The organism is Pseudoalteromonas sp. SR41-8, from assembly GCF_014163915.1.
Taxonomy (GTDB): Bacteria; Pseudomonadota; Gammaproteobacteria; order Enterobacterales; family Alteromonadaceae; genus Pseudoalteromonas; species Pseudoalteromonas rhizosphaerae.
The window spans coordinates 137,733-160,337 of sequence record NZ_JACJEE010000006.1; the positions used below are offsets into that span (position 1 = coordinate 137,733).

Annotated in this window: 17 protein-coding genes, 6 tRNA genes and 1 pseudogene; 5 read left to right on the forward strand and 19 right to left on the reverse strand. The window is 41.6% G+C overall.

The annotated features are described in order from the left end of the window. Positions 1-43: 43 nt before the first annotated feature. The 3 genes from H5162_RS06375 (at position 44) to H5162_RS06385 (ending at position 962) form a co-directional block, all read left to right on the forward strand. Positions 44-119 (forward strand) — tRNA-Glu (locus H5162_RS06375). A 183-nt stretch (positions 120-302) separates the two neighbouring features. Next, positions 303-378 (forward strand) — tRNA-Glu (locus H5162_RS06380). A 317-nt stretch (positions 379-695) separates the two neighbouring features. Next, positions 696-962, forward strand: coding sequence for a DksA/TraR family C4-type zinc finger protein (locus H5162_RS06385; protein ID WP_145240701.1), 267 nt, complete (start codon positions 696-698; stop codon positions 960-962). A 90-nt stretch (positions 963-1,052) separates the two neighbouring features. Here H5162_RS06385 and gloA read toward each other — a convergent pair whose 3' ends face one another. The 6 genes from gloA to H5162_RS06415 form a co-directional block, all read right to left on the reverse strand. Further along, positions 1,053-1,454 carry a lactoylglutathione lyase gene (gloA, locus tag H5162_RS06390; protein WP_145240703.1) on the reverse strand — a complete coding sequence of 134 codons (402 nt, stop codon included), beginning with the start codon at positions 1,452-1,454 and terminating at the stop codon, positions 1,053-1,055. Positions 1,455-1,507: 53 nt separating this feature from the next. Then, positions 1,508-2,539: a serine hydrolase gene (locus H5162_RS06395; protein WP_182777983.1), complete on the reverse strand. Its 1,032-nt coding sequence runs from the start codon at positions 2,537-2,539 to the stop codon at positions 1,508-1,510. A 234-nt stretch (positions 2,540-2,773) separates the two neighbouring features. After that, positions 2,774-4,684 (reverse strand): aminotransferase class V-fold PLP-dependent enzyme, encoded by a 1,911-nt coding sequence (locus H5162_RS06400; RefSeq protein WP_182777965.1) that lies wholly within the window; start codon positions 4,682-4,684, stop codon positions 2,774-2,776. Between the two features lie 735 nt (positions 4,685-5,419). Next, positions 5,420-6,790 carry a sodium:alanine symporter family protein gene (locus H5162_RS06405; protein ID WP_182760204.1) on the reverse strand — a complete coding sequence of 457 codons (1,371 nt, stop codon included), beginning with the start codon at positions 6,788-6,790 and terminating at the stop codon, positions 5,420-5,422. 119 nt (positions 6,791-6,909) lie between these two features. Continuing rightward, on the reverse strand, positions 6,910-7,875 hold the full coding sequence (locus H5162_RS06410) for a porin (RefSeq protein WP_182777967.1): 966 nt from the start codon (positions 7,873-7,875) through the stop codon (positions 6,910-6,912). Between the two features lie 238 nt (positions 7,876-8,113). Continuing rightward, positions 8,114-9,445 (reverse strand): D-serine ammonia-lyase, encoded by a 1,332-nt coding sequence (locus H5162_RS06415; RefSeq protein ID WP_182777969.1) that lies wholly within the window; start codon positions 9,443-9,445, stop codon positions 8,114-8,116. Positions 9,446-9,818: 373 nt separating this feature from the next. On the opposite strand from H5162_RS06415, the gene dsdC reads away from it, so the two are divergent. Beyond that, positions 9,819-10,754, forward strand: coding sequence for a DNA-binding transcriptional regulator DsdC (gene dsdC / locus H5162_RS06420; protein WP_182760207.1), 936 nt, complete (start codon positions 9,819-9,821; stop codon positions 10,752-10,754). Positions 10,755-10,882: 128 nt separating this feature from the next. On the opposite strand, the pseudogene H5162_RS06425 reads toward dsdC, so the two are convergent. Further along, positions 10,883-11,129: pseudogene (locus H5162_RS06425) on the reverse strand (endonuclease III); the annotation flags it as partial. Between the two features lie 115 nt (positions 11,130-11,244). On the opposite strand from H5162_RS06425, the gene H5162_RS06430 reads away from it, so the two are divergent. Further along, positions 11,245-12,636 carry an alpha-amylase family glycosyl hydrolase gene (locus tag H5162_RS06430; protein ID WP_182777971.1) on the forward strand — a complete coding sequence of 464 codons (1,392 nt, stop codon included), beginning with the start codon at positions 11,245-11,247 and terminating at the stop codon, positions 12,634-12,636. Between the two features lie 99 nt (positions 12,637-12,735). Here the strand turns inward: H5162_RS06430 and nth are convergent, their stop codons facing one another. The 12 genes from nth to H5162_RS06490 form a co-directional block, all read right to left on the reverse strand. Then, positions 12,736-13,368: an endonuclease III gene (nth, locus tag H5162_RS06435; RefSeq protein ID WP_145240715.1), complete on the reverse strand. Its 633-nt coding sequence runs from the start codon at positions 13,366-13,368 to the stop codon at positions 12,736-12,738. A gap of 37 nt (positions 13,369-13,405) precedes the next feature. Continuing rightward, the gene (locus tag H5162_RS06440) at positions 13,406-14,104 is read right to left on the reverse strand and encodes an electron transport complex subunit E (protein ID WP_145240717.1); all 699 of its coding nucleotides are present in this window, start codon (positions 14,102-14,104) and stop codon (positions 13,406-13,408) included. Further along, positions 14,101-14,736 (reverse strand): electron transport complex subunit RsxG, encoded by a 636-nt coding sequence (rsxG, locus tag H5162_RS06445; RefSeq protein WP_182760208.1) that lies wholly within the window; start codon positions 14,734-14,736, stop codon positions 14,101-14,103. Before rsxG ends, H5162_RS06440 begins: the two co-directional genes overlap by 4 nt. Further along, positions 14,733-15,791 (reverse strand): electron transport complex subunit RsxD, encoded by a 1,059-nt coding sequence (gene rsxD, locus H5162_RS06450; protein ID WP_182760209.1) that lies wholly within the window; start codon positions 15,789-15,791, stop codon positions 14,733-14,735. Before rsxD ends, rsxG begins: the two co-directional genes overlap by 4 nt. Beyond that, the gene (gene rsxC / locus H5162_RS06455; RefSeq protein ID WP_182777973.1) at positions 15,791-18,340 is read right to left on the reverse strand and encodes an electron transport complex subunit RsxC; all 2,550 of its coding nucleotides are present in this window, start codon (positions 18,338-18,340) and stop codon (positions 15,791-15,793) included. The genes rsxD and rsxC overlap by 1 nt, the downstream gene beginning before the upstream one ends. A gap of 9 nt (positions 18,341-18,349) precedes the next feature. Further along, positions 18,350-18,904: an electron transport complex subunit RsxB gene (rsxB, locus tag H5162_RS06460; protein ID WP_145240725.1), complete on the reverse strand. Its 555-nt coding sequence runs from the start codon at positions 18,902-18,904 to the stop codon at positions 18,350-18,352. A 1-nt stretch (position 18,905) separates the two neighbouring features. Further along, positions 18,906-19,487 carry an electron transport complex subunit RsxA gene (gene rsxA / locus H5162_RS06465; RefSeq protein WP_145240727.1) on the reverse strand — a complete coding sequence of 194 codons (582 nt, stop codon included), beginning with the start codon at positions 19,485-19,487 and terminating at the stop codon, positions 18,906-18,908. Between the two features lie 249 nt (positions 19,488-19,736). After that, positions 19,737-21,680 (reverse strand): EAL domain-containing protein, encoded by a 1,944-nt coding sequence (locus H5162_RS06470; RefSeq protein ID WP_145240729.1) that lies wholly within the window; start codon positions 21,678-21,680, stop codon positions 19,737-19,739. 150 nt (positions 21,681-21,830) lie between these two features. Further along, positions 21,831-21,907: transfer RNA gene (locus H5162_RS06475), tRNA-Asn, on the reverse strand. A 27-nt stretch (positions 21,908-21,934) separates the two neighbouring features. Continuing rightward, positions 21,935-22,011: transfer RNA gene (locus tag H5162_RS06480), tRNA-Asn, on the reverse strand. A gap of 23 nt (positions 22,012-22,034) precedes the next feature. Continuing rightward, positions 22,035-22,111, reverse strand: a tRNA-Asn gene (locus H5162_RS06485). A 21-nt stretch (positions 22,112-22,132) separates the two neighbouring features. Further along, positions 22,133-22,209: transfer RNA gene (locus H5162_RS06490), tRNA-Asn, on the reverse strand. Positions 22,210-22,605 lie beyond the last annotated feature (396 nt).

The window sequence follows — 22,605 nt, forward strand, 5'->3', positions numbered from 1 at the left end:
AACGAGTTAAACTATTCAGTCGTCCTAGTGACACATATTCTGTGTCCCCATCGTCTAGAGGCCTAGGACACCGCCCTTTCACGGCGGTAACAGGGGTTCGAATCCCCTTGGGGACGCCACTTACTTATTTTAAGTAATGTATAAAGCAGTGTGACACCGCACTCTCTATGCACGACGTTAACAAGAGTACTAATCTCTTGGGGACGCCACTTACTTATGTTAAATAAGGAAGTGCAGTGTTATTAAGCAGCTCGCCTGAAACGAGTTAAACCATTCAGTTGTCCTAGTGACACATATTCTGTGTCCCCATCGTCTAGAGGCCTAGGACACCGCCCTTTCACGGCGGTAACAGGGGTTCGAATCCCCTTGGGGACGCCATTTACTTTTTTTAAGTAATGTGCAAGGAAGTGTGACACTGCACTCTCTATACACAACGTTAACAAGAGTACTAATCTCTTGGGACGAAACTTACTATTTATTAGTAAGATGGCTTTTATTAAAAAGCCTGTAACATCAATTTAACTGCATTTCTATAGTTACTTCAGAATTATTCATCCAAGTTAAAATCTAAAAATTAAATCTTTTATATAATAATTCCTAAATTTTATTAGTATCTTTCCCTTTCTTATATTCAGCTTAAATAAACTTCATCTATGTTAGCGTACATATAAACGTCCAAATAAATAGGAGGTTATATGGCAAGTGGATGGGCACGAGAGGGTGCAATTCAAGATCAAATTGATGCCAGCGTTAATGATGCTGTGCAATATGCTAGAAGTAATTTAGTTTCTGGAGCTAGTGCCGAGCTATGTGAAGAATGTGATGAACCAATACTACAAGCACGAAGGCTCGCGTTACCTGGTGTGAAGTATTGTGTAAGTTGCCAAGCTGAACTAGAAGGTAAAGGCACGCTTTCTAAAGGGTTTAACCGACGTGGCAGTAAAGACAGTCAATTACGATAAAAAGGTGCATACAGCACCTTTTTTAATATCGTATCAGAGTTGAGCTTAAATAAATAAAAAGCGGATTAGCAAACCTATTACATATATTTGCTAAAATTTACTCATATTTTCTTTCTTCTGAATTAATTCAATTGAGTAGCCATCTGGATCTTTTACAAAAGCAATTTCTGTTGTGCCGCCTTTAACAGGTCCTGGCTCACGGCTAACATTGCCGCCAGCGGCCTTGATATCAGCACAGGCTTTATAGATATCATCAAACTCAATCGCGATATGACCATAGGCATTGCCTAAATCATAGCTGTCGGTATCCCAGTTATAGGTCAGCTCAAGTACTGCTGTGTCTTTTTCATCGCCATAGCCTACGAAGGCTAGGGTATAGCGATACTCTTCGTTATCAGCACGGCGTAACTCTTTCATGCCGAGTACTTGAGTATAAAACGCAATTGATTTATCTAGATCAGCAACCCGTAACATGGTGTGTAATAAACGCATTTAAACCCTCTTTAAAATTCACATAAATTTTTGATAACGCAGCTACTCTGTAACTACTGCTGCGCTGTTAAAATATCAATAATCCGATTATAAATTATTTCTGTGAGCAACACAGTATCATTGCCATTAGTATTTATAAACTGCACAACGACTGTATCGATATCTTTATAATAACGAGCAATGCTTGAATACCCTAATACCCAACCTGTGTGCTCATATTTATAGAGTGATGCATACAAAGCTTGCTCTTGTTCACTAAAAAATGTGCCATTATTTAATGCCACAATAAAGTCGCCCACATCTTGTGCTGTTGCCACATACCCTTGATCAAGTGCTTTAAAATCATTTTCGTAGCCAACATAATAGCCACTCATTAATAGCGCTAAATTTATCTCATTTACAGACTCGAAGGTATTCGTTAAGCCCAATGGCGTTAAAATCTCGTTTTTAATAAATTGGTTATGGTCATAACCCAGCACATTAGACATGATTTTCCGCAGCAACAAATAATTAGTATTAGAATAGCCGTAATCAGCATTAGGACTAAAGTCAGCGGGAGTATCGAGTACTAATGCAAGCGGGTCGGGGTAGGTGATTGACCAATCAAAATGATCAGTGTCTGTGTAATTGGGTATGCCACTTCTGTGCTTTACCATCATTCGTAGTGTTATCTTATCTGCATTTTCAATGCGTCCAATTAACGATGGAAGATAATCAGCCAGTGTTTTATCCACATCAATTAGTCCAGCAGAGGCAAGTTTTGTTAAGGCTGATGCATCATACAGCTTACGGATACTGCCAATCTTAAACAAAGCAGTAGCAGAAGCGGGGATTTTTTGATCTCGATTATGCCAACCGTTTGCAAAAGATTCAGGTTGCTGTCCTTGTCTATGAATATACACAATAATGCCATCGACTCCTTGTTCAATAGCCTCTTGTGTTTGTTCTTTGATCGTCGCCGGTAGCGGTTGCAAGTAATATAAAGCAAACTGCCAAGGGGCAAAAAAGTATATGCTCATGATGGTGACAATAAATGCAGCAATGCGCATTAAAGTAAGCGTTTTTTTGTTCTTAACTAGCATTATTACGCATCCGCTTCATTTATTTTTGTAGTGTCAGGGTCAGTTCTTTAATCTACTATACTTCGTATTATTTACTCTGTCTTATCTTTAAATTCTGACGTGATATTACCTAATATTAACATTAGCTTAGCACACCAAGTTCTATTAACGTGGCCTAGAATTATAACGCACTAAACAGCAATATCGTGTGACATTGCTGTTTCGTTATAAGGAGTTCGACTGTATTAAAGTATATTTTTACTTTTGAACTTTGCCCTTAAGAACATAGATTTCACCATCAAAACTCCCTTGAATCGTCAAACCTTGTCCTGCTAACTCTTTAAGGTACTCTATATGTTCCTCTGTAATATGCTGTCCCGGGACCAAAAGAGGAATGCCTGGCGGATAGGGGGTGACTAAACCGGCACAAATACGGTTGTTACTTTTACCGATAGGCACAGATTCGCGCTCGCCATAAAAGGCATCGCTTGGAATACACGCTAAGTCTATGGCTGGTAGATTCTCAGGCAAGCGAGATCGTCGCGTCGATTTTGACAACTTCACTTTACCGCTGTCGAGTTTTTTGAGCGCATTATAAAGACGAATTATTTTTGAGCGCGTGCCGCCAAGCGTCAGTAATACTAAGATGGTGCTGTGAGTGTACTTCTCTATTTCTAGGCCAATTTCATCCAGCAAATATTTATGAATATCCTTTAATGAATAAGGTAATTCGCTAATATCGATGAGAATTTTTAGCGGATCGTGACCCATGTTATCACCACTAAAGTGCGGAAATATTTCCATAAAGTCTTGTTTACCTAGCACTTTAATTTGCTTGAGTGAAGCCATCTGTTGTTTAAATTCTTCCACATGGTTCAACAAAGCATTGAGTAACTTATAGCCTTCCATCTCTAACTGCTTTTGGCACACGTCAAGCGATGCGATAAGCTGATATTTTGGCGATGTACTGGCGTAAATACTGTAAATCTCGCGAAAGAAATCAGCATCGAAATCGGGATCGTTAACATGAATATAAGACGCCTGAGAAAACGCCGATACCACTTTATGTGCTGAATGGGTGACGTAGTCAGCGCCAGCATGAATGGCGGAATAGTATCGTAGGCTTGGATGAAACAGGGAGTAAGCAAACCACGCTTCGTCAATAAATACTTTAATACTATGTTGATGGGCAAAATCGACCACCTGTTTCAGATCGCTCAGTAGGCCATCGTAAGTACAACCCGTAAGAACCAGCAATTTCGCATCGGTATTTTGTTCTATCGCCTGTTTAATGTCGGCCAACGACGGCGGCGCGAAGATGCCATATTTTGGATTTAAAATACTCGACAAATAAACAGGTAAACTCGCTGATTGTAAAATGCCATAGTGCACAGACTTATGGCAATTGCGGTCGATAATCACTTTATCGCCCTTGCGCAGCAATGTCTGCAAGATGATTTTATTTGAGGTAGACGATCCATTGGTAACGAAATAGGTATGCTTAACCTCAAACGTCGCCGCTGCTGACTCTTGCGCACGGCCAATTGTATTGGTGCTATCTGACAATGAACCTAACGAGTCCACTGAAACCGACAGATCGCCAACGAACACATTACGACCATAAAACTGATAAAAATCTTTGATATAAGGGGAGTTTCTAAAGCTAGAGCCACCGCTGTGTCCCGGTGTATGCCAAGAGTCGTTCGCTTCGCCAACATAACGGCGATACGCCGTCCAAAATGGGGTTTCTGAGCGGTCATCGAAATCGTTGATCATATAGCCTAAAATTGCTTCAGGATCAGAAATCACCTCATCTTTAAAGAAGAAAGACTCAATCTCCTCCGACTCATTAACTATTTCTAGCCCTTTCGTATCATCGCCAATAACATAAACAGGCAACTCAAGGCGGATCCCCTTTAACTGCTCGATAAAGCGACTATAAGTGCGTTCGCCAACCTTATTTTGCAAATCCCAGCTAAGCACTACGGCCTGAATATCGCCATCTTCCTCTACAATGTCCAATGCTTGTTTTAGCTCAAGACGCTCAATAATATCGATATGAATATCATCTCGCTCAAAATTTGGGATGGTTTTCGACAGATTAGTAGAAAGCTCTTGCAAGGTGGCGGGGTCTTGCTCAATTAACAAGATACGAAGTATAGGTAACATAAGAATTCTCGCAATAAAATTTCATAATGCTCAACAGCATAACGAAAGGATTGAGACTTGTGAAATTAATACTTTGAAAATGTTCTAATAATTACTCTGACATTTGTACACATAAAATATTATATTCAAATTTTGTTAAATGATATCGAAATTGAGCCTGTGTGAACGATAGATTTTAGTCCTTATTTATCTAATCTATCTTCTCTTTATACTTGGGGGAATAATGTAGACCCTTATCCTAAAGTTTGTATTTTTATATTTACCGCTCATTTTTAGGTAGTGTGAAAATAAACAGGGTGATGCTTGGCAATTCAAATTAAACGTCAAATAAATTTAGTGGATATGCGTTTTTTATAAAAACCGTCCTTGGTTTTTAGCCTTCGGCCCAGCATTCGCTATTCATAATTATACCCAATCAAACTTTTTCATCGGATATTATCAATACTTTTTTAAACACAGGTTCAATCAGTTCAAGTATTTTGGTCACGAAGCTCACTATCGATTTGTAATGTGGTTTAATGCCTGCTGATACTCTCATTAACAAAATATTATTCTTATAGGCTTTGGCGATACGGCGTCTACTAACCAATTCATGAATGCATATTTACCTTTTTGGTCGGAGTTCATTACAAGCTTTACGTGATCAGGCCGTACTAAAAAAATGACTAATGTGGCCTGGCTACGTGTTAAGCGTCGGTTAAATTGAGTTTAGCCTTGCTGACGCTCAGCTTTGACTTATTCGCTGATAACTTTCTTTTCGCCATTGGTGAAGTATTCACGCGTTAGCTTGAATACTACTGGGCTCAACAGTGCTAGGGCGATAAGGTTAGGAATAGCCATCAGAGCGTTCATGGTATCGGCAAGCAGCCAGATGAAGTCCAACGATCCCATTGCGCCTATCGGTACAACGACAACCCACATAATACGGAATGGAATGACGGCTTTGATCCCCAATATGTATTGGACACATTTTTCACCGTAGACACTCCAACCTAGGATGGTGGTGAAGGCGAAGACTGACAAGGCGATAGCCACAATGTAGTTACCGACATCAGGTAAAGCCGTGGCAAAGGCTGCGGAGGTCAGCGCCGCACCGGTTTCACCTGAAGTCCAAGCGCCGGAAACCACAATGGCTAGACCTGTGATAGAACAAATGAGCAAGGTATCGATGAAGGTACCTAGCATAGCTACCAAACCTTGGGCAACAGGATTGTTGGTCTTGGCCGCGGCATGAGCAATTGGCGCACTACCTAGACCCGCTTCGTTAGAGAATACCCCGCGAGCAACACCGAAGCGAATTGCTGCCATTACAGCAGCACCGGCGAAACCACCAGAAGCAGCAACAGGGTTGAAGGCGCTTTCGATGATTAAGGCGAAAGCTGCCGGGATCTCATTGAAGTTCATACCCAGAACAATAAGGCCGGCACCGATATAGAAGAAAGCCATCAGTGGGACCAGCTTACCAGCAACGTCACCTATACGCTTGATGCCACCCATTAATACTAGACCGACGAGAATCATCATGACAAGACCTGTCGCCCAGGTAGGGATACTGAAGTTGCTTTGCAGCGCAGCAGCTACAGAATTAGCTTGCACTGTGTTACCGATACCGAAACTGGCGAGCGCCCCGAACAGGGCAAATGCCATACCCAGCCAGGCCCATTTGCTGCCTAGTCCGTTCTTGATGTAGTACATCGGACCACCGTTGTGATTGCCCTCTTCATCGACTTCACGAAAACGCACCGCCAGTACTGCTTCAGCAAACTTAGTCGCCATACCAACAAGGGCAGTACACCACATCCAAAATAACGCACCCGGACCACCAAGAAATATTGCGGTTGCCACACCAGCGATGTTCCCAGTACCGATGGTTGCTGACAGCGAGGTCATCAGAGCGTTAAATGGGCTGATCTCGCCTTCAATATTTCTTGCTTTGTCAGGGGTGCGACCACTCCACAACAGTCTGAAACCGGAGCCCAGTTTCATGATGGGCATCAGTTTTAATCCAATCATCAGGAATAGCCCAACCCCGAGGATCGCTACTAACATCAGTGGGCCCCATACTACGCCGTTAATTACAGAGATGATATTGACAATATTTTCCATTGTAACCTCTTTTATTTATTGTGATTCAGTGAATAACTATTACAAGCAGTGCATCCTGTTGATGGCGCGAGCTAACAGTTTTCTGAATATGAGAATTATTAACACAGTGTTGTCGAAGCTTAAAATTTGAAGCCGTAGTCAAAGTTGTAGCGAAGACCGACCATAAAGGAGTTTGTGCTGTCGCCAGCTTTCCAATCCATGGTCTGCACTTCACCGAAAAGGTAGAAGTCATTGCGAGGGTGCCACTCGAGGGTCGCGTTGTAAGCCCGGAAGCTGGTGACATCAACGCTGCTGTCAAAGTCGGATATACCGATTTTTAGCTTGTAGCCATTACTTAGCTTATAAGCGGCAACCATGTCTAGGCTAGTCTTGTTTACGCCCTGGTCGTCTGTATCTGTGAAGGTGGCGGCTAGGTAGAGATCACCAAAGCTCTTGGCGGCACTGACACCGCGTATTTCTTTTTTGTCAACAGCCATTTTCTGTATGTAGTAAGCAACGGCTAGGCGAAGATTGTTGGCGCTGTAGGCTAGACCTGTGTTGAAGCGATCCGTGTTCTGTGAAGCTTCATTTTCATCATCGATCTGAACATCTGTGGCAAGGGAGAAATCACCGATGATTTTGCGGTAAGAGACATAGTTGTTGATGCGATACGGACCAATGTGATCGTAGGCTAGTGGGCTGCTGGCGCGGTTAAAAATATCGACCGGATCGCCTAGCATGTTGTAGATAGTGGACCACTGCTTACCTATGGCAACACGACCGAAGTCGCCATTGATGCCAACGAAAGCTTTACGCGCTTCACCTAGATCACCGTTTTTATCGATGGCAATCTTGAATTCACCAGTGGCAAAAGCAGTCATGCCGTTACCCAGTGCTTTTTGGGAGCTGAAGCCGATACGTGAAAGAGCGTCCTTGACGTCCCAACTGTCTTCACTACCGTTGCTGGTGATACCGAAAGTCGGGCGTAGTGTGCCATAGAAGTTAAAGCTGGTTTTGTTTGTCACCCCTTCATCTTCAGTATTGGCAGCTGACGGCAAAGCGATCATTAAAGGAAGCACAGCTGCTTTTAATAGTCTTTGTTTCATGAGTGATCATTCCTGTGTTATGTGGATGGTAGTGCTTAAATTTTTCTTTCTCTGTTGATGTAATCGCTCCCTTCATAGACTTTATTTGTTGCAGGTTCATTGGACTGACCTTAACTTCCATCCTAAAATGAACGTGAATTTACTTTTGAAAACGGAAGTTTCGTCTTCTTTGGCGGCCATATGGCGCAGGAAAATGAATATTTGACAAAGGCGCAGTTGGCAGCTGGCTTGTTTAAATTCAGCGCACAGACTGAGTGAGATACGACGCCATTTCGTTTTCAGGAACCATACCCCCACCTGTGGCCCAAACTAAGTGGGTGGCATTTTTCAGTTTTTGATCGTTCTGTTGGATCCGTTGAATATACTCTTCATTGCCAGATACCAAGACAGGGCCCAGTATTCCAGCTAAAGCAGAAGGCTCTAACTGAATATTTTCATATTTATTAAGCTCTCCAAGGTGGTGATACATCTTTTCATCAGTAATGGTATAAAAACCATCAAGTAACCTTTCCATTGCTCTTCCCACAAATCCAGAAGCGCGGCCAACAGCAAGCCCGTCAGCAGCAGTTATATTATCGATACCAATATCCTGAACTGAAATTTTGTCATGAAGGCCAGTAAGAACTCCCAATAACATGCAAGGCGAATGGGTGGGCTCCGCAAAGATACAATGAACATTGTCACCAAATGCCATTTTTAAACCAAACGCCACGCCACCAGGACCGCCGCCCACTCCGCAAGGTAAGTAGACAAACAGTGGATGCTGCTCATCTACCTGAATTTTCATTTTTTCGAACTGCTTCTTTAATCGTTCTCCAGCAACGGCATAGCCTAGGAAAAGAGTTGTCGAGTTTTCATCATCAATAAAGAAGCACGTCGGATCTTTTTCCGCTTGCTTACGTCCCTGGGCAACCGCGACACCGTAATCTTTTTTGTATTCAATAACTTTTACGCCATGAGAACGAAGTTTGTCCTTTTTCCATTGACGCGCATCGGCCGACATATGGACAGACACTGAAAATCCAAGTTTCGCGCTTATAATACCAATAGACATTCCTAAATTACCGGTAGAACCCACAGCGATACTAAACTGCTTAAAGAAAGCGCTAAATTCACTACTAAACAGTTTGCTGTAATCATCGGATTCAGAGAGTAACCTAGCTTGCATTGCTAGCTTTTCGGCATGAGTTAACACTTCATAGATACCACCACGTGCTTTAATTGAACCCGAAATCGGCAGGTGGCTATCTTTTTTCAGTAATAATGTTCCTCTAATCTCTGTGTCATACTGCTGTTCAAGAGCCTTTTTTATGGTTGGAATAGCAACAACATCAGATTCTATAATGCCGTTTGTTTTGGCGGTTTCAGGAAATGCCTTCACCAGATAAGGAGCAAACCTTTTGAGTCGTTCACTAGCGTCCTCTACATCTGCCTGATTTAGCCCTACATAAGGGAGACCTTCAGCCAGAGTTGTCATATTTGGGTTAAACCAACAGACTTCGTCTAAGGCGATTAGTTTTTTAATCAGAGGGAAATCAGTAAAGAGTTGTTGAATGTTTAATGTGCTCATTTTATTCCTTAAACGTAGATGATGTACGACAGCAGGAAGGTATCTTCCAAAGTTAAAAAAGAAACTATAAATGTATCAGTCGTATAATATTTAAAAAGTTCTGTCATTGTTGCGCCGCATTACCCTGACTAACCAGAGTTGCAATTTCATCTTGTTAGCTTGTGTTTACTGTTTGATTTAGACGCATTAAACAAAAGATACAAAATGATGACAAGCGATCAAAATTCACACATGCATGAGCTATATTAAAACAACAGCGTTATTTAATTGATAATTTGGATTTATTCAGATATTTAAGTTAGATTAACTCATACAAAACCAGCGTGCTTGATAATGGACGTAATAGGCGGGCTTCATTCTGAAAGGTGGCTTCATGTATACCAAGGATAACATTTTTGCTAAGAATCAGCGGTTAAATAGCTCTCAGCTCTCCAAGCTTCATACATTTGAAGTTGCTGCCAGACACTGTTCTTTTTCTTTATCAGCAGAAGAATTGTCAATAACACCAAGCGCGATATCACACCGCATCAATGGACTAGAAGATGAACTTGGGATCCAATTATTTAAACGTTCCCACAGAAAAATAAGCCTAACCTCTGAAGGGGAGCGAATTTATCGCACCTTAAAACAATCTCTAAACACATTAAATCAAGAAATCCTAGAAGTACGAGATGGTGAGATATCAGGAACGCTCACCATCTATTCACGTCCATCTTTTGCGCAGTGCTGGTTAGTGCCTCGTATCTATAAATTCAAAGAGTTACATCCTGCAATTGGACTTAATATCTTGACGGGAAACGAAAATATCAACTTTTATGGACACGGCATCGATGTCGCTATCTATTTTGATGATAAAACGCCACAAAAATTTTGGTATCAGCAGATAATGTCAGAGTCTATTTCCCCAGTATGTACACCGGACTATGCGAAAAAACACGATTTAGAGGCAGGTGTACAAAATTTACATAAATGCACATTGCTGCATGACAACCAAGCTTGGAATTACGACTCTAACCTGGATGAGTGGGAGTCTTGGGCAAAGACATATGGCATTGAGCCAATTAAACAGATACCGAGTATGGGTTTTGATCGATCTGATTTGGCGGTTATTGCCGCTATAAATAATGCAGGTATTGCAATGGGCAGGCACAGCTTAGTTCAGAAAAGAATCATCTCAGGCGAATTGATTAAGCCATTTCCCGGAAAAGAAGTATCTTGTCAACAAAGGTACTACGTAGCCACACTTAAAAATCAAAACGCCAAAAAAGTTGAATTATTTATCGATTGGCTTAAACATGAAGCTCAATAACTTGGTGTGATGGACTCTTGCTAAAACGGGGAATTTCCAGATATGTAGTGGTTTAATTAAACTGGAGAGGTTTATAGCGTAAAATGAGCAAAACCGCAGTTTCAACATAGCTAGTAAAAGACCTAGGACTAATCTGTTTTATTTTTAAACTCACATAAATCTCAATAATACAACTGCCACATTTTGGTTTACGTGCTACGCAAGTATAACGCCCGTGAAGAATGAGCCAGTGATAGACATCGACTTTAAACTCTGCTGGTACAACTTTTAAAAACTTTTTTCTACTTCAACAACGTTCTTACCCATGGCAAGCTTAGTACGGTTTGATACACGGAATATATGCGTATCTACAGCGATGGTAGGCCAACCGAATGATAATTATCGTAGATAGGCATTAAGACTTACATACGTATTCATGTTAATAGTTTGTTGAAAATAATTTCACTACATCGCATATTGTTAAAACTTAATCGTTTAAGGGGCTTTATAAATGAAAAACCTTTCAATAATATTACTATTTTTAGGGCTGTGTGCCTGCACTAATATAAGTAAAAAAACTAAGACAACAAATATTTCCTCTAATTATGTTCCACAAGAATATGTGAAGTTAACGCATCCTCTGTGGAGTAAGAACGCAAGTTTTTATCAAATTAATACGCGACAGTTCACACCTGAAGGAACATTTGCAGCCGCTGAGCATCAACTACCACGATTAAAAGAACTTGGCGTCGATATTCTTTGGTTAATGCCGATTCATCCGATTGGCGAAGAAAACAGAAAAGGGTCGCTGGGTAGCCCTTATTCAGTAAAAGATTACTACGGTGTTAATCCTGAGTTTGGTACCTTAGATGACTTAAAAAGCTTTGTTAACGCTGCTCACGAATTAGGTATGTACGTTATTCTAGATTGGGTAGCAAATCATAGTGCTTGGGATAATGAATTAAGACATAAGCATCCAAATTGGTATACAAAAAATTCGCAAGGTAATTTTCAACCTACGCCGTGGTGGGATTGGTCAGACATAATCGACTTTGATTATAACGTACCAGAAATGCGTGAATACATGACTGATGCAATGAAGTATTGGGTCAAAGAAGTAAATATTGATGGTTATCGATGTGATGTAGCTGGTTTTGTTCCTCTCGATTTTTGGGAAAACGTTAGGGCGGAGCTAGACGCGATCAAGCCCGTTTTTATGTTAGCTGAATGGGAAATGCGTGATTTACATGCTAAAGCTTTTGATGCTACTTATGCATGGTCTTGGCAGGAAGCTATTCATGATATTTTAAGTGGTCACGCTGATTTAAATAGATTGTTTGTATACTATTCATGGAATGAGGGAGCGTATCCGAAAAATAGCTATCGGATGACGTATGTTTCAAATCACGATGCTAATTCATGGGAAGGAACCGTGTTTGAGCGTTATGGTAGCGAAGAAAAAGTAGCGACAGCAATCGTATTGTCTATTGTCGGTGAAGGTATGCCATTAATTTATAATGGACTTGAAGCTGGGAATATTAAGCGGCTTGAGTTTTTTGAAAAAGATCCTATCGAATGGAAAGAACATAAATTTAAGCCATTGATTCAGAAGCTCTTAGCTTTGCAGAAACAAAATAGTGCGTTGTGGCATGGTAAATATGGCGCGACAATGGAGCGTATTTATAATACTAATCCGACAGAGGTGTTTAGTTTTATCCGCGAAAATACCAAAGATAAAGTGTTTGTTGTGATTAATTTTTCTGATAAAGAGCAAGATATTCAATTTATGGGTCTACAAACAGCTGGAGTATATACAGAGCTATTTAGCAAACAAAAGGCAACGCTTACTGAAGACGCAAGCCTTAAGTTGGCGCCTTGGGAGTATAGAGTTTATGTCCGGTAATGTTTAAAGGTTAAGCGTTTATTTGAGGTTTTCAAATTAAGATAATCATACGTAGGGCACATATCGTATGATTATCTTAATATTTCAATTAAAAATTAGTTACTCAGTCTTTTCTTTAAACTCACATAAATCTTCAATTATACAGCTGCCACACTTTGGCTTACGCGCCACACAGGTATAACGTCCATGTAAAATGAGCCAGTGATGTACATCTACTTTAAACTCTGCTGGTACAACTTTTAATAGCTTTTTTTCTACTTCAACAACGTTCTTACCCATAGCAAATTTAGTGCGGTTTGATACGCGGTCTATGTGGGTATCTACCGCGATTGTCGGCCAGCCGAAGGCGGTGTTGAGTACCACATTGGCAGTTTTACGGCCAACGCCGGGTAGGGCTTCTAGGGCTTCACGATTCTCAGGCACTTCGCTGTTGTGCTTATCAACTAAAATTTGGCACATTTTGTACACATTGGCAGCTTTAGAATTAAACAAACCAATGGTTTTAATATAATCGCGAAGTTTATCGTGGCCTAAATCTAAAATTGCTTGCGGCGTATTGGCTACGGGAAAGAGCTTACGGGTGGCTTTATTGACGCCAACGTCAGTTGCTTGTGCTGATAGCGTTACCGCAACTAACAGTTCAAACGGGCTTGAATATTCAAGCTCGGTTTCTGGATGTGGGTTTTGCTCGCGCAAGCGAGAGAGTATTTCGTATCGTTTTTCTTTATTCATGCAACTTAAACGCACAGTAAATACTGTGCGCTTCCCCTTAAGTTAAACTGGTGACCCTTGCTCGTGGGCCTTTTTCGGCCACTGGTGGTGCTACTTGTTTTGCTTTTATTTGCGCATCAATGACATTTTTAGCAGCAATCAGTAAGCCCAAACCTAAAAATGCACCGGGTGGTAAAATAGCGAGCAAAAATTGATTATCAAAACTAAATACTTCAATGCGTAAAACCGATGCCCATGGGCCCAGTAGTAAATCGGCGCCATCAAATAAGGTACCTTGGCCGATCAACTCACGCATTGCGCCAAGCACAACCAGTACTACCATAAAGCCAGAGCCCATCATTAAACCGTCAAACGCTGATAAATGAATCGGATTCTTAGAGGCATACGCTTCAGCGCGGCCGATAATAGCGCAGTTAGTAACTATCAGTGGAATAAATATTCCTAGCGATTGATATAAGCCAAACGTATAGGCATTCATTAATAGCTGCACTATGGTTACAAAGCCTGCGATAAACATCACAAATACAGGAATGCGGATATCTTTTGGCACGAAATTACGCACCGCAGAAATTGTGACGTTCGAGCCAACTAATACCAGCAGAGTGGCTAAACCGAGGCCCATCGCATTGGTTATCGTTGATGTGACGGCCAGTAGTGGGCACAAACCGAGTAATTGCACGAGGGCAGGGTTGTTTTTCCACATTCCTTCGTTAAACAGTTCTTTTAATTGGCTCATGGCTCACCTATTTGGCATGCGTTATCAGCACTAAATACCGCATCGAAATTGTTTTTTGAGAATAACACAGCGTGTTTTACTGAGCCAACCACGGCGCGTGGTGTAATGGTAGCGCCAGTGAATTGATCAAAGTCTCCGCCATCTTTTTTTACTGCCCAGCGAGTATCGTCGTCATCAAGTACAGTTTTATCTTTAAATGAGGTGATCCAAAGAGATTTTTTCATTTCTACTTTATCACCAAGACCAGGCGTTTCTTCGTGTTTAGTAACACGTACTCCGGCAACGTCCCCGTTTGCAAATACGGCAGTTAATAAACTTATATCGCCGCTATAACCTTTTGGCGTCACGTGGCGCATTACTAAAGCAACAGGTTGGCCACCCTTGCGAGCACGATAAACGGTTTGTGGTTTATTACCAAGTAGTGGATCATCAATGATGGCACAATCTTGATAAAGAGTATTATCGTAAAAATTAGGGGCGAGTACATCTTGCAGCTGTAATGAAAGTTGTTTGCGCTCTTGCTCTGCAATACTGTCAGCCGTGAGGTTATGGATAATACCAACAGCGCCGGTAGTGAGCAGGGCAAACAGGGCTAAAATAGCGCCATTTTTTGTCATTGATGAAATAATCATTTATTCACCCCATGGCCATAAGTACGTGGTTGAGTGTAATAGTCTATCAGTGGCACGGCCATATTGAGTAGTAACACAGCAAAGGCCATGGCATCTGGGTAACCGCCAAAAGTACGGATCAAATAAACTAATAAACCAATCAATGCGCCGTAAATTAACCGGCCGCGATTAGTGGTAGCTGCCGAAACCGGATCCGTGGCTATGAAAAAGGCCCCTAACATGGTTGCGCCACTAAATAAATGAAATACCATACCAGGCTCAGTACCAGGTGCTGCGATATAACCAATTGCGCTGCACACAGCAATTGATGCAAGTACACCAACTGGGATATGCCAATTTATAACTTTGGCTTTAATAAGGTATAAGCCACCGATTAAAAAGCCAAGATTTACCCAGCCCCAACCTTGTCCTAACCAACTATTAAAAATAGCGGCTTGCATGCTTTCAGATACGGTTAAACCATGAGCGATATCAGTCTTGATGGTATCCAAAGGTGTGGCCATTGTTACGCCATCAACCCCAACTCTAAGTTGATCAACACTAAAACCTGCACTGGTAAAGCCATTAAAAATAACGCTAAGCTGTTGAGTAAGACTAATTGGGTTTGCCAGTAAGTCACTAACTGGCATCCAAGTGGTCATTTGCACAGGGAACGAAATAAGCAATAACACGTATGCAGCCATGGCAGGGTTAAATAAATTGAAACCAAGGCCACCATAGAGCTGTTTAACAATGACGATGGCAAAAAAGCTACCGATCACAATAACCCACCATGGGGCGAGTGGCGGAATACTTAATGCTAATAAGACCGCAGTAAGCCATGCACTGCCATCTCCAAGCGCAGGCCATACAGGGCGCTTGCGAATAAGCATAATAATGGCTTCACTGATACTAACCGTGACTAACGCTAAAATTAGCTGGATCAATACACCCGTACCAAAAAAATACAGTTGTGCGATAAGTCCAGGAATACAGGCTAAGATCACTGTTTGCATCAACCTGCTAAGTGATTTATGACTGTGGCTATGCGGCGAACTGGCCATCGTTAGCTTCATTACTTATCACTTCCTTCTTGTTGTAATTTTTTAGCCTTTGCACGGGCAATCGCAGCGGCAACAGCGGCCTTTTTCTTATCTTGTGCGGTCTGTTCTGGTTTATCTTCAGCGATTTCAGCTTCGTTTATCGCTGTAGCCGAAGTTTCATTTTCAGCATCGTCGTTTTCTTCGCTAGCCGCTTGTTCAGCTTTTGCAGCCTTTTTCGCTTTCGCGCGGGCAATAGCTGCAGCGACAGCGGCTTTTTTATCATCGGCAGGTGAGGCTGTAGTGACTTCACTTTCAGAGTTGTCGTTTTCTACGCTTGCTGCTTGTGCTGCCTTTTTCGCTTTTGCACGAGCAATAGCAGCAGCGACAGCGGCTTTTTTATCATCAGTAGGTGAGGCTGTAGTGATTTCACTTTCAGAATTGTCGTTTTCTACGCTAGCCGCTTGTTCAGCTTTTGCAGCCTTTTTCGCTTTAGCGCGGGCAATGGCGGCAGCGACAGCGGCTTTTTTATCATCGGCAGGTGAGGCTGTAGCGACTTCACTTTTAGAGTTGTCGTTTTCTACGCTTGCTGCTGGTTCAGCCTGTGCTGCCTTTTTCGCTTTTGCACGAGCAATAGCAGCAGCGACAGCGGCTTTTTTATCATCGGCAGGTGAGGCTGTAGCGACTTCACTTTCAGAGTTGTCGTTTTCTACGCTTGCTGCTTGTGCTGCCTTTTTTGCTTTAGCACGAGCAATTGCAGCGGCTACAGCGGCTTTTTTATCATCAGTAGGTGCAGCAGTCGTGTTATCGCTTTCATCTTCTGATGCCGCCGCTTTTTTCGCTTTAGCGCGGGCAATCGCAGCGGCCACGGCTGACTTTTTATCATCCGGATCAGCAGCTGTACTGCTTGCGGCTTTTTGCTCTTTGTATTTGCGAGCTTGCTCTTTGCGCGCTGCGCGCTCTAATGCTACGTCACTGTTATCTGGTTCAAGCGTTGCTTCTTGATTTTGTTTTTTAGCTTTGGCGCGAGCAATTGCAGCGGCCACAGCTGATTTGTCGTCATCTTTTGCTGGTTTGTTTTTAACGCGTGCTAGAGCATCGGCAATTTTTTGTTTTTCGTCAGCCGATTTTTCAGCAGCTGGTTTGCGTTTATGGCGATTTTGTCGTGCTTCTTGCTCCCGCTCTAGGCGTTGTTTTCGAAGTTCAAAGCGCTCTTTCGCACGTTCAGCTTTAACTTGCTCAGCTTGCTGTTCTTTTATTTCAACTTTAGCCACACGGTAATACTGCACCAGCGGAATTTCACTTGGGCACACATACGCGCAAGCACCGCATTCAATACAATCAAACAGGTTATGCTCTTTCAGTTTGTCGTATTCTTTTGATTTAGCAAACCATTGTAATTGCTGAGGCAACAGTGAAGCAGGGCAGGCATCAGCACAAGCACTACAACGAATACAGGCTTTTTCAGGGCCGGGCTCTGCCAGCTCATCATGATCTGGGGCTAAAATACAGTTAGTGGTTTTTACCACGCCGATACGCACCGTTGGCAAAGTAAAGCCCATCATAGGGCCGCCCATTACAACGCGTTGCTGTGGCACTGGTGAAAAGCCTTGGCAATCAAGTAGATGTTTTATTTCAGTGCCTAATAAAGCCCATACATTACCCGGATTATGAATTGTATTACCTGTTACCGTAATAACACGTTCAATTAGTGGCTTACCTTCATAGACAGCTTGATGAACAGCAAATAAAGTGCCGACGTTTTGTACTAACACACCGATATCTGCTGGAATTCCCCCACTAGGGACTTCTTTATTGGTAAGTAGCTTAATTAATTGCTTTTCACCACCAGAAGGATAAACAGTAGGAACTGTTTGAATGATTATTTTGTCATTATACTCAGCCGCTGCCTGCATGGCTGCGATGGCCTCTGGTTTGTTATCTTCTATACCAACGATAGTAAGTGTTGGTGTAAGCAATTGCTGCATGATCTCTATGCCAGCAATAATGCCTGCAGCATGCTCACGCATTAGTACATCATCAGCAGTAATATAGGGCTCACATTCCACTGCATTAACAATAAAATACTCAATTGCTTTGCGACTATCTGCTTTAATATAAGTTGGGAATCCTGCACCGCCCATACCGGCAATACCACGGTCATGAATTATATCGATAAGTTGCTCGTGAGAAAGCTGGCTTGGTGTTGTCACCGGTGCTAACGCACACCAGCTATCTTGGCCATCGGGCTCAATAATTACACACAATTCAGGCAATGCCGATGGATGCGCAGACGGCATTTGGCAAATATCAGTAATAGTACCAGAAGTGGGGGCGTGTATTGGCACCGACCAATTCGCAACAGGCTTTGTAAGTGCTTGCCCTTTAAGTACCTGTTGGCCTTTTTCGACGATCAGTTGACCGTTAGCACCAATATGTTGTTTTAATGGCACAACGAGTTTGTCAGGCAAAGGTAAACGGGCGATTGCTTGACTGTTGGAAATTGTTTTTTGTCCCGGTGGATGAATGCCACCTGGAAACGGCCACACTTTACCTTGTTTTATCTGTGCGATTAGCTTTTCCATAGGGAGCCCTTAATCAATCTGTGTTACTGGGATTGCATCTAGTTGCCATTTCCACGTTTGCTTAGTGGTTTCTACAGGCAGCATATCAATACAGTCAACAGGACAAGGTTCAACACATAAGTCACAACCCGTACATTCATCAATTAAAACAGTATGCATTTGGCGCGTGGCACCAACAATAGCATCGACAGGACAAGCTTGAATACATTTGGTACAACCAATACATTCATCTTCACGTATATAGGCAACGGTTTTTATCGGTTCAGCTTGTTCGCCACCGGCAAGGGGTTTAGCTTCAACACCCATTAAGTCAGCTAATTTTTTTACTGTCGCATCGCCACCTGGTGGACATTTATTAATCTCATCGCCATTGGCGATGGCTTCTGCATAAGGGCGGCAACCCGGATACCCACACTGGCCGCACTGTGTTTGCGGTAATATAGTATCGATCTGTTCAACAATCGGATTACTTTGCACTCTATAGCGCACAGCAGCAAATCCTAAGATCAAACCAAAAATGAGTGCTAGGGTTCCCAGCGCAATCAAGGCATAAAACAAGGTCATGTTAAAACTTCACTAATCCTGTAAAGCCCATAAAGGCCATCGACATTAAGCCTGCGGTGATCATCGCAATCGATGCGCCTTTAAAGGGGGTAGGTACGTCAGCAGCGGTTAAGCGTTCACGAAGAGCTGCAAATAATACCAGTACCATAGAAAAACCAACAGCAGCGCCAAAGCCATATACTGCAGATTGTAAAAACGTATGATCCTCTTTGACATTTAGTAACGCAACACCTAAGACCGCACAGTTTGTGGTGATCAAAGGTAAAAATATACCGAGTAAGCGATACAGCGTAGGGCTGGTTTTTCTGACTACCATTTCGGTAAACTGAACCACCACCGCAATCACTAAAATAAAGCTTAGAGTACGTAAATACGTGATATCAAGTGGGATCAAAATATATTGATTAACTAGATAGCTTGTTACAGAGGCAAGTGTTAACACAAAAGTGGTCGCAAGTGACATGCCTATAGCTGTATCCAGTTTGCCAGATACACCCATAAACGGGCATAGACCTAAAAATTGTACTAACACAAAGTTATTAACCAGTACTGTGCCGATCAACAGCAATACATATTCTGTCATGTTCGCCTCAAGCTATAATAAACGCCGACATTATCCTTTTTTATTGGCTGTTTAACAACACGTAGAAGGTAAATAAACGGCTCATTTAATAATGATAGTGAATTGCATTTAGAATTTTATAGCATGATAAATAAAGATTAACTGTTCATTAACCTAGTTACTGACATTTGGAATGATAAAGCAGATCAGGGGAGGGGGAAATAAACTACTAGAAAACTAAAAAGGTGCTCAAAGCACCTTTTAGATTGATTAAATATCTTTTGGCTTTTCGATGTAATAACCTTGCACACCATCAAGACATAAAGTTTCAATAATGTGTTTTTCTTCTTGGCTTTCAACACCCTCAGCAAAAACACTAACACCAATTCGATGCGCGAGGTCGACCATTAAACGCATAAAGTATTGGTTATTTTTATCTTCTTCAAGGCCGCGAGTATAGCTTGCATCCATTTTGATAAAGTCAGGTTTTAAATCGCGGAAAAACTTAAACGAGGTTAAACCAACACCAAATCGTTCTACCGTGATCCGAGCACCAACACGGTGGATCATATCTATAAAGCGTTTACTGGCTTTAATATTTTGCTGTAAGCCAAATTCACTCACTTCGAATACCAGTTTTGAGGCAATATTTGTGTCTTTTAATAAACGTCGCTCTAGCCAAATTACGAACTGATCATTGTGTGCGCTTGAGGCGGTAACATTCAAACCAAAGAATTTTTCAGAGAAATTACGGCTCTTAATTTTTTCCAGTGATGAATTAATGATTAACTGATCAATTTCCATCGCCATATCAAGCTTTTCAGCCATAGCTAAAAATGAAGCGGTAGGCAATACTTGGTTTTCTGTTGTTTTAAAGCGCACTTGAATTTCAGCGTAGGCCTTCATGCTTTTACCAATTGGCATAATGTTTTGCATTACCAGATGTACACGCTCAGCTTCAATTACTTCATTAATCACTTTACGCCAGTTTTGATTGCCAAATCCTGCACTTACATTATTAACTAAATCAGTTTCGCGTTGTATATGCCAGGCGTTAGCTTGTTTTGATTGGGCCATGCTCATAGCATTGTCTACTATCGAAAGTAGCTCACCTAAGGGTTTGCCTTTTTCATAAGCGACGATCCCAGTATTTGCTACTGAGCTTAATTCTTGGTTTTGCTGATATTGAGTAAATCGAGATTGTAAGTTATCACCAAAACGTTCAGATTCCTTGAGAGGAGTGTTAGGCAGCACAATCGCGAAATCTGAGCTATTCAAACGAAAAACTTTACTGCCTGTATATGTGCCGCTGATATGTTTAATAATATCAGCCACAGCTTTGACATACTCGTCACCTTTTTGGTAACCACGAGTTTGGTTGATTGCTTGTAATTCACTACAACGAACCATCGCCAAAGAGCCAAAGGTGCTTTTTTCACTGCTTTCAATGTACTTCTCATAATATTCAACAAACATATTACGGTTGCCAAGTTCAGTAACTACATCTTTATAAGCTTCTTGCTTGATAGAATGTGCGGCATTTTGAATATCATCATGCTTACTTTGTAAAAAGTGCGACAGGCGATTAAAGCTCGGCACTAGGTCAACGCCCAGTTGTTTTATTTTGCTGCTATTAATTGCTGTTTCAAGACCGTTGTTGACTTGATTTTGATTGATATAAACATCAATTATCTCAGCCACTGTCATGCTTATATTTCTATTTAGCTTACTAAACATGGTTTTCATAAACACAATGGGAATAATTGCCATTAAACCTGACACTAAAATAACAATAAACAACGCTTGTTGGAGTATCAACCCAAGGTTATTGGCATTAATAGTAAATTCAACTTTGATATCAGACGCTTGATTAACAGCAAATTGAGGACGGATAGAGTTAAAGCTGGTGTTAACTAATTGCGCAATGGCTGGTAATGAAGTAGGGGATGTAATATTTATAAGTTCTTTACCTTGCTGATCACGCAAAATAAATGAAGAAAAAGTATTACCGTCAGCAAGCACTTGCTGAAGTTTATCTGGTGCTATATCGACAATAGAATGTTTACTAATATAGTTGTTTACCACTGATTGCGTTTTATGTTGTGCATCGCTTACTGCGTTGTCAAACGCTGACGCAACAAAATAGCCACCAATACTTGCAAACAACAGCCAAGATATTAATTGAATAAATATGAGTTTTTTGAAACCAGCCATGTCTTATTCTTTTTAGTAGATCAAAGGGAAGGAATCAGATCCTTGATTAATCAAATTATTTTACACTTATTAAATGTGTATTAAAAAGAAATATTTTGATTGTAGTAGAGTAGTGGAATTGTTTAGGAAAGTCTAATTGATTCTTTAAGTTGGCTCCCCCTCCCCGACTCGAACGGGGGACCTGCGGATTAACAGTCCGTCGCTCTAACCAACTGAGCTAAGGGGGAACTACAATACTTAAATTTTATATGATTTGGCTCCCCCTCCCCGACTCGAACGGGGGACCTGCGGATTAACAGTCCGTCGCTCTAACCAACTGAGCTAAGGGGGAACAATAATCATATTACATAAACTTGGCTCCCCCTCCCCGACTCGAACGGGGGACCTGCGGATTAACAGTCCGTCGCTCTAACCAACTGCGCTAAGGGGGAATCGTTTATGGTTGAAAAGACTGGCTCCCCCTCCCCGACTCGAACGGGGGACCTGCGGATTAACAGTCCGTCGCTCTAACCAACTGAGCTAAGGGGGAAGCATATGTGCCTTTCAACGGGGCGAAATATTAATGACCGCGCTGCAAAGTGTCAACACATAAAACCGGATAAACAAAAAAAAGCAGTCTGTTCGATGTTTTTATGTTCGATCTGGCTGTTTTGTGGCTTTTTTTCTCCCTATTTGAGTCGTGTAGATCGAGATGTGGCATAAAATTATGGTTTTTAACGACTAAAAAACAAACAAGTTAACCGCCAAGCAAATTATAAAAGTGATCATTTATCTAGTTTTGTACGAATAAATTTATGAAATGTACTTTTTTAACGTTAGCTAATAAAAGCGCAAATTCGCAATAATTAAATTTACTTATGCATTTAATTAGTCGTTAACGAAAAATGCCGAGAAAAAAATGACATACAGATCTGAACCCTTAGTT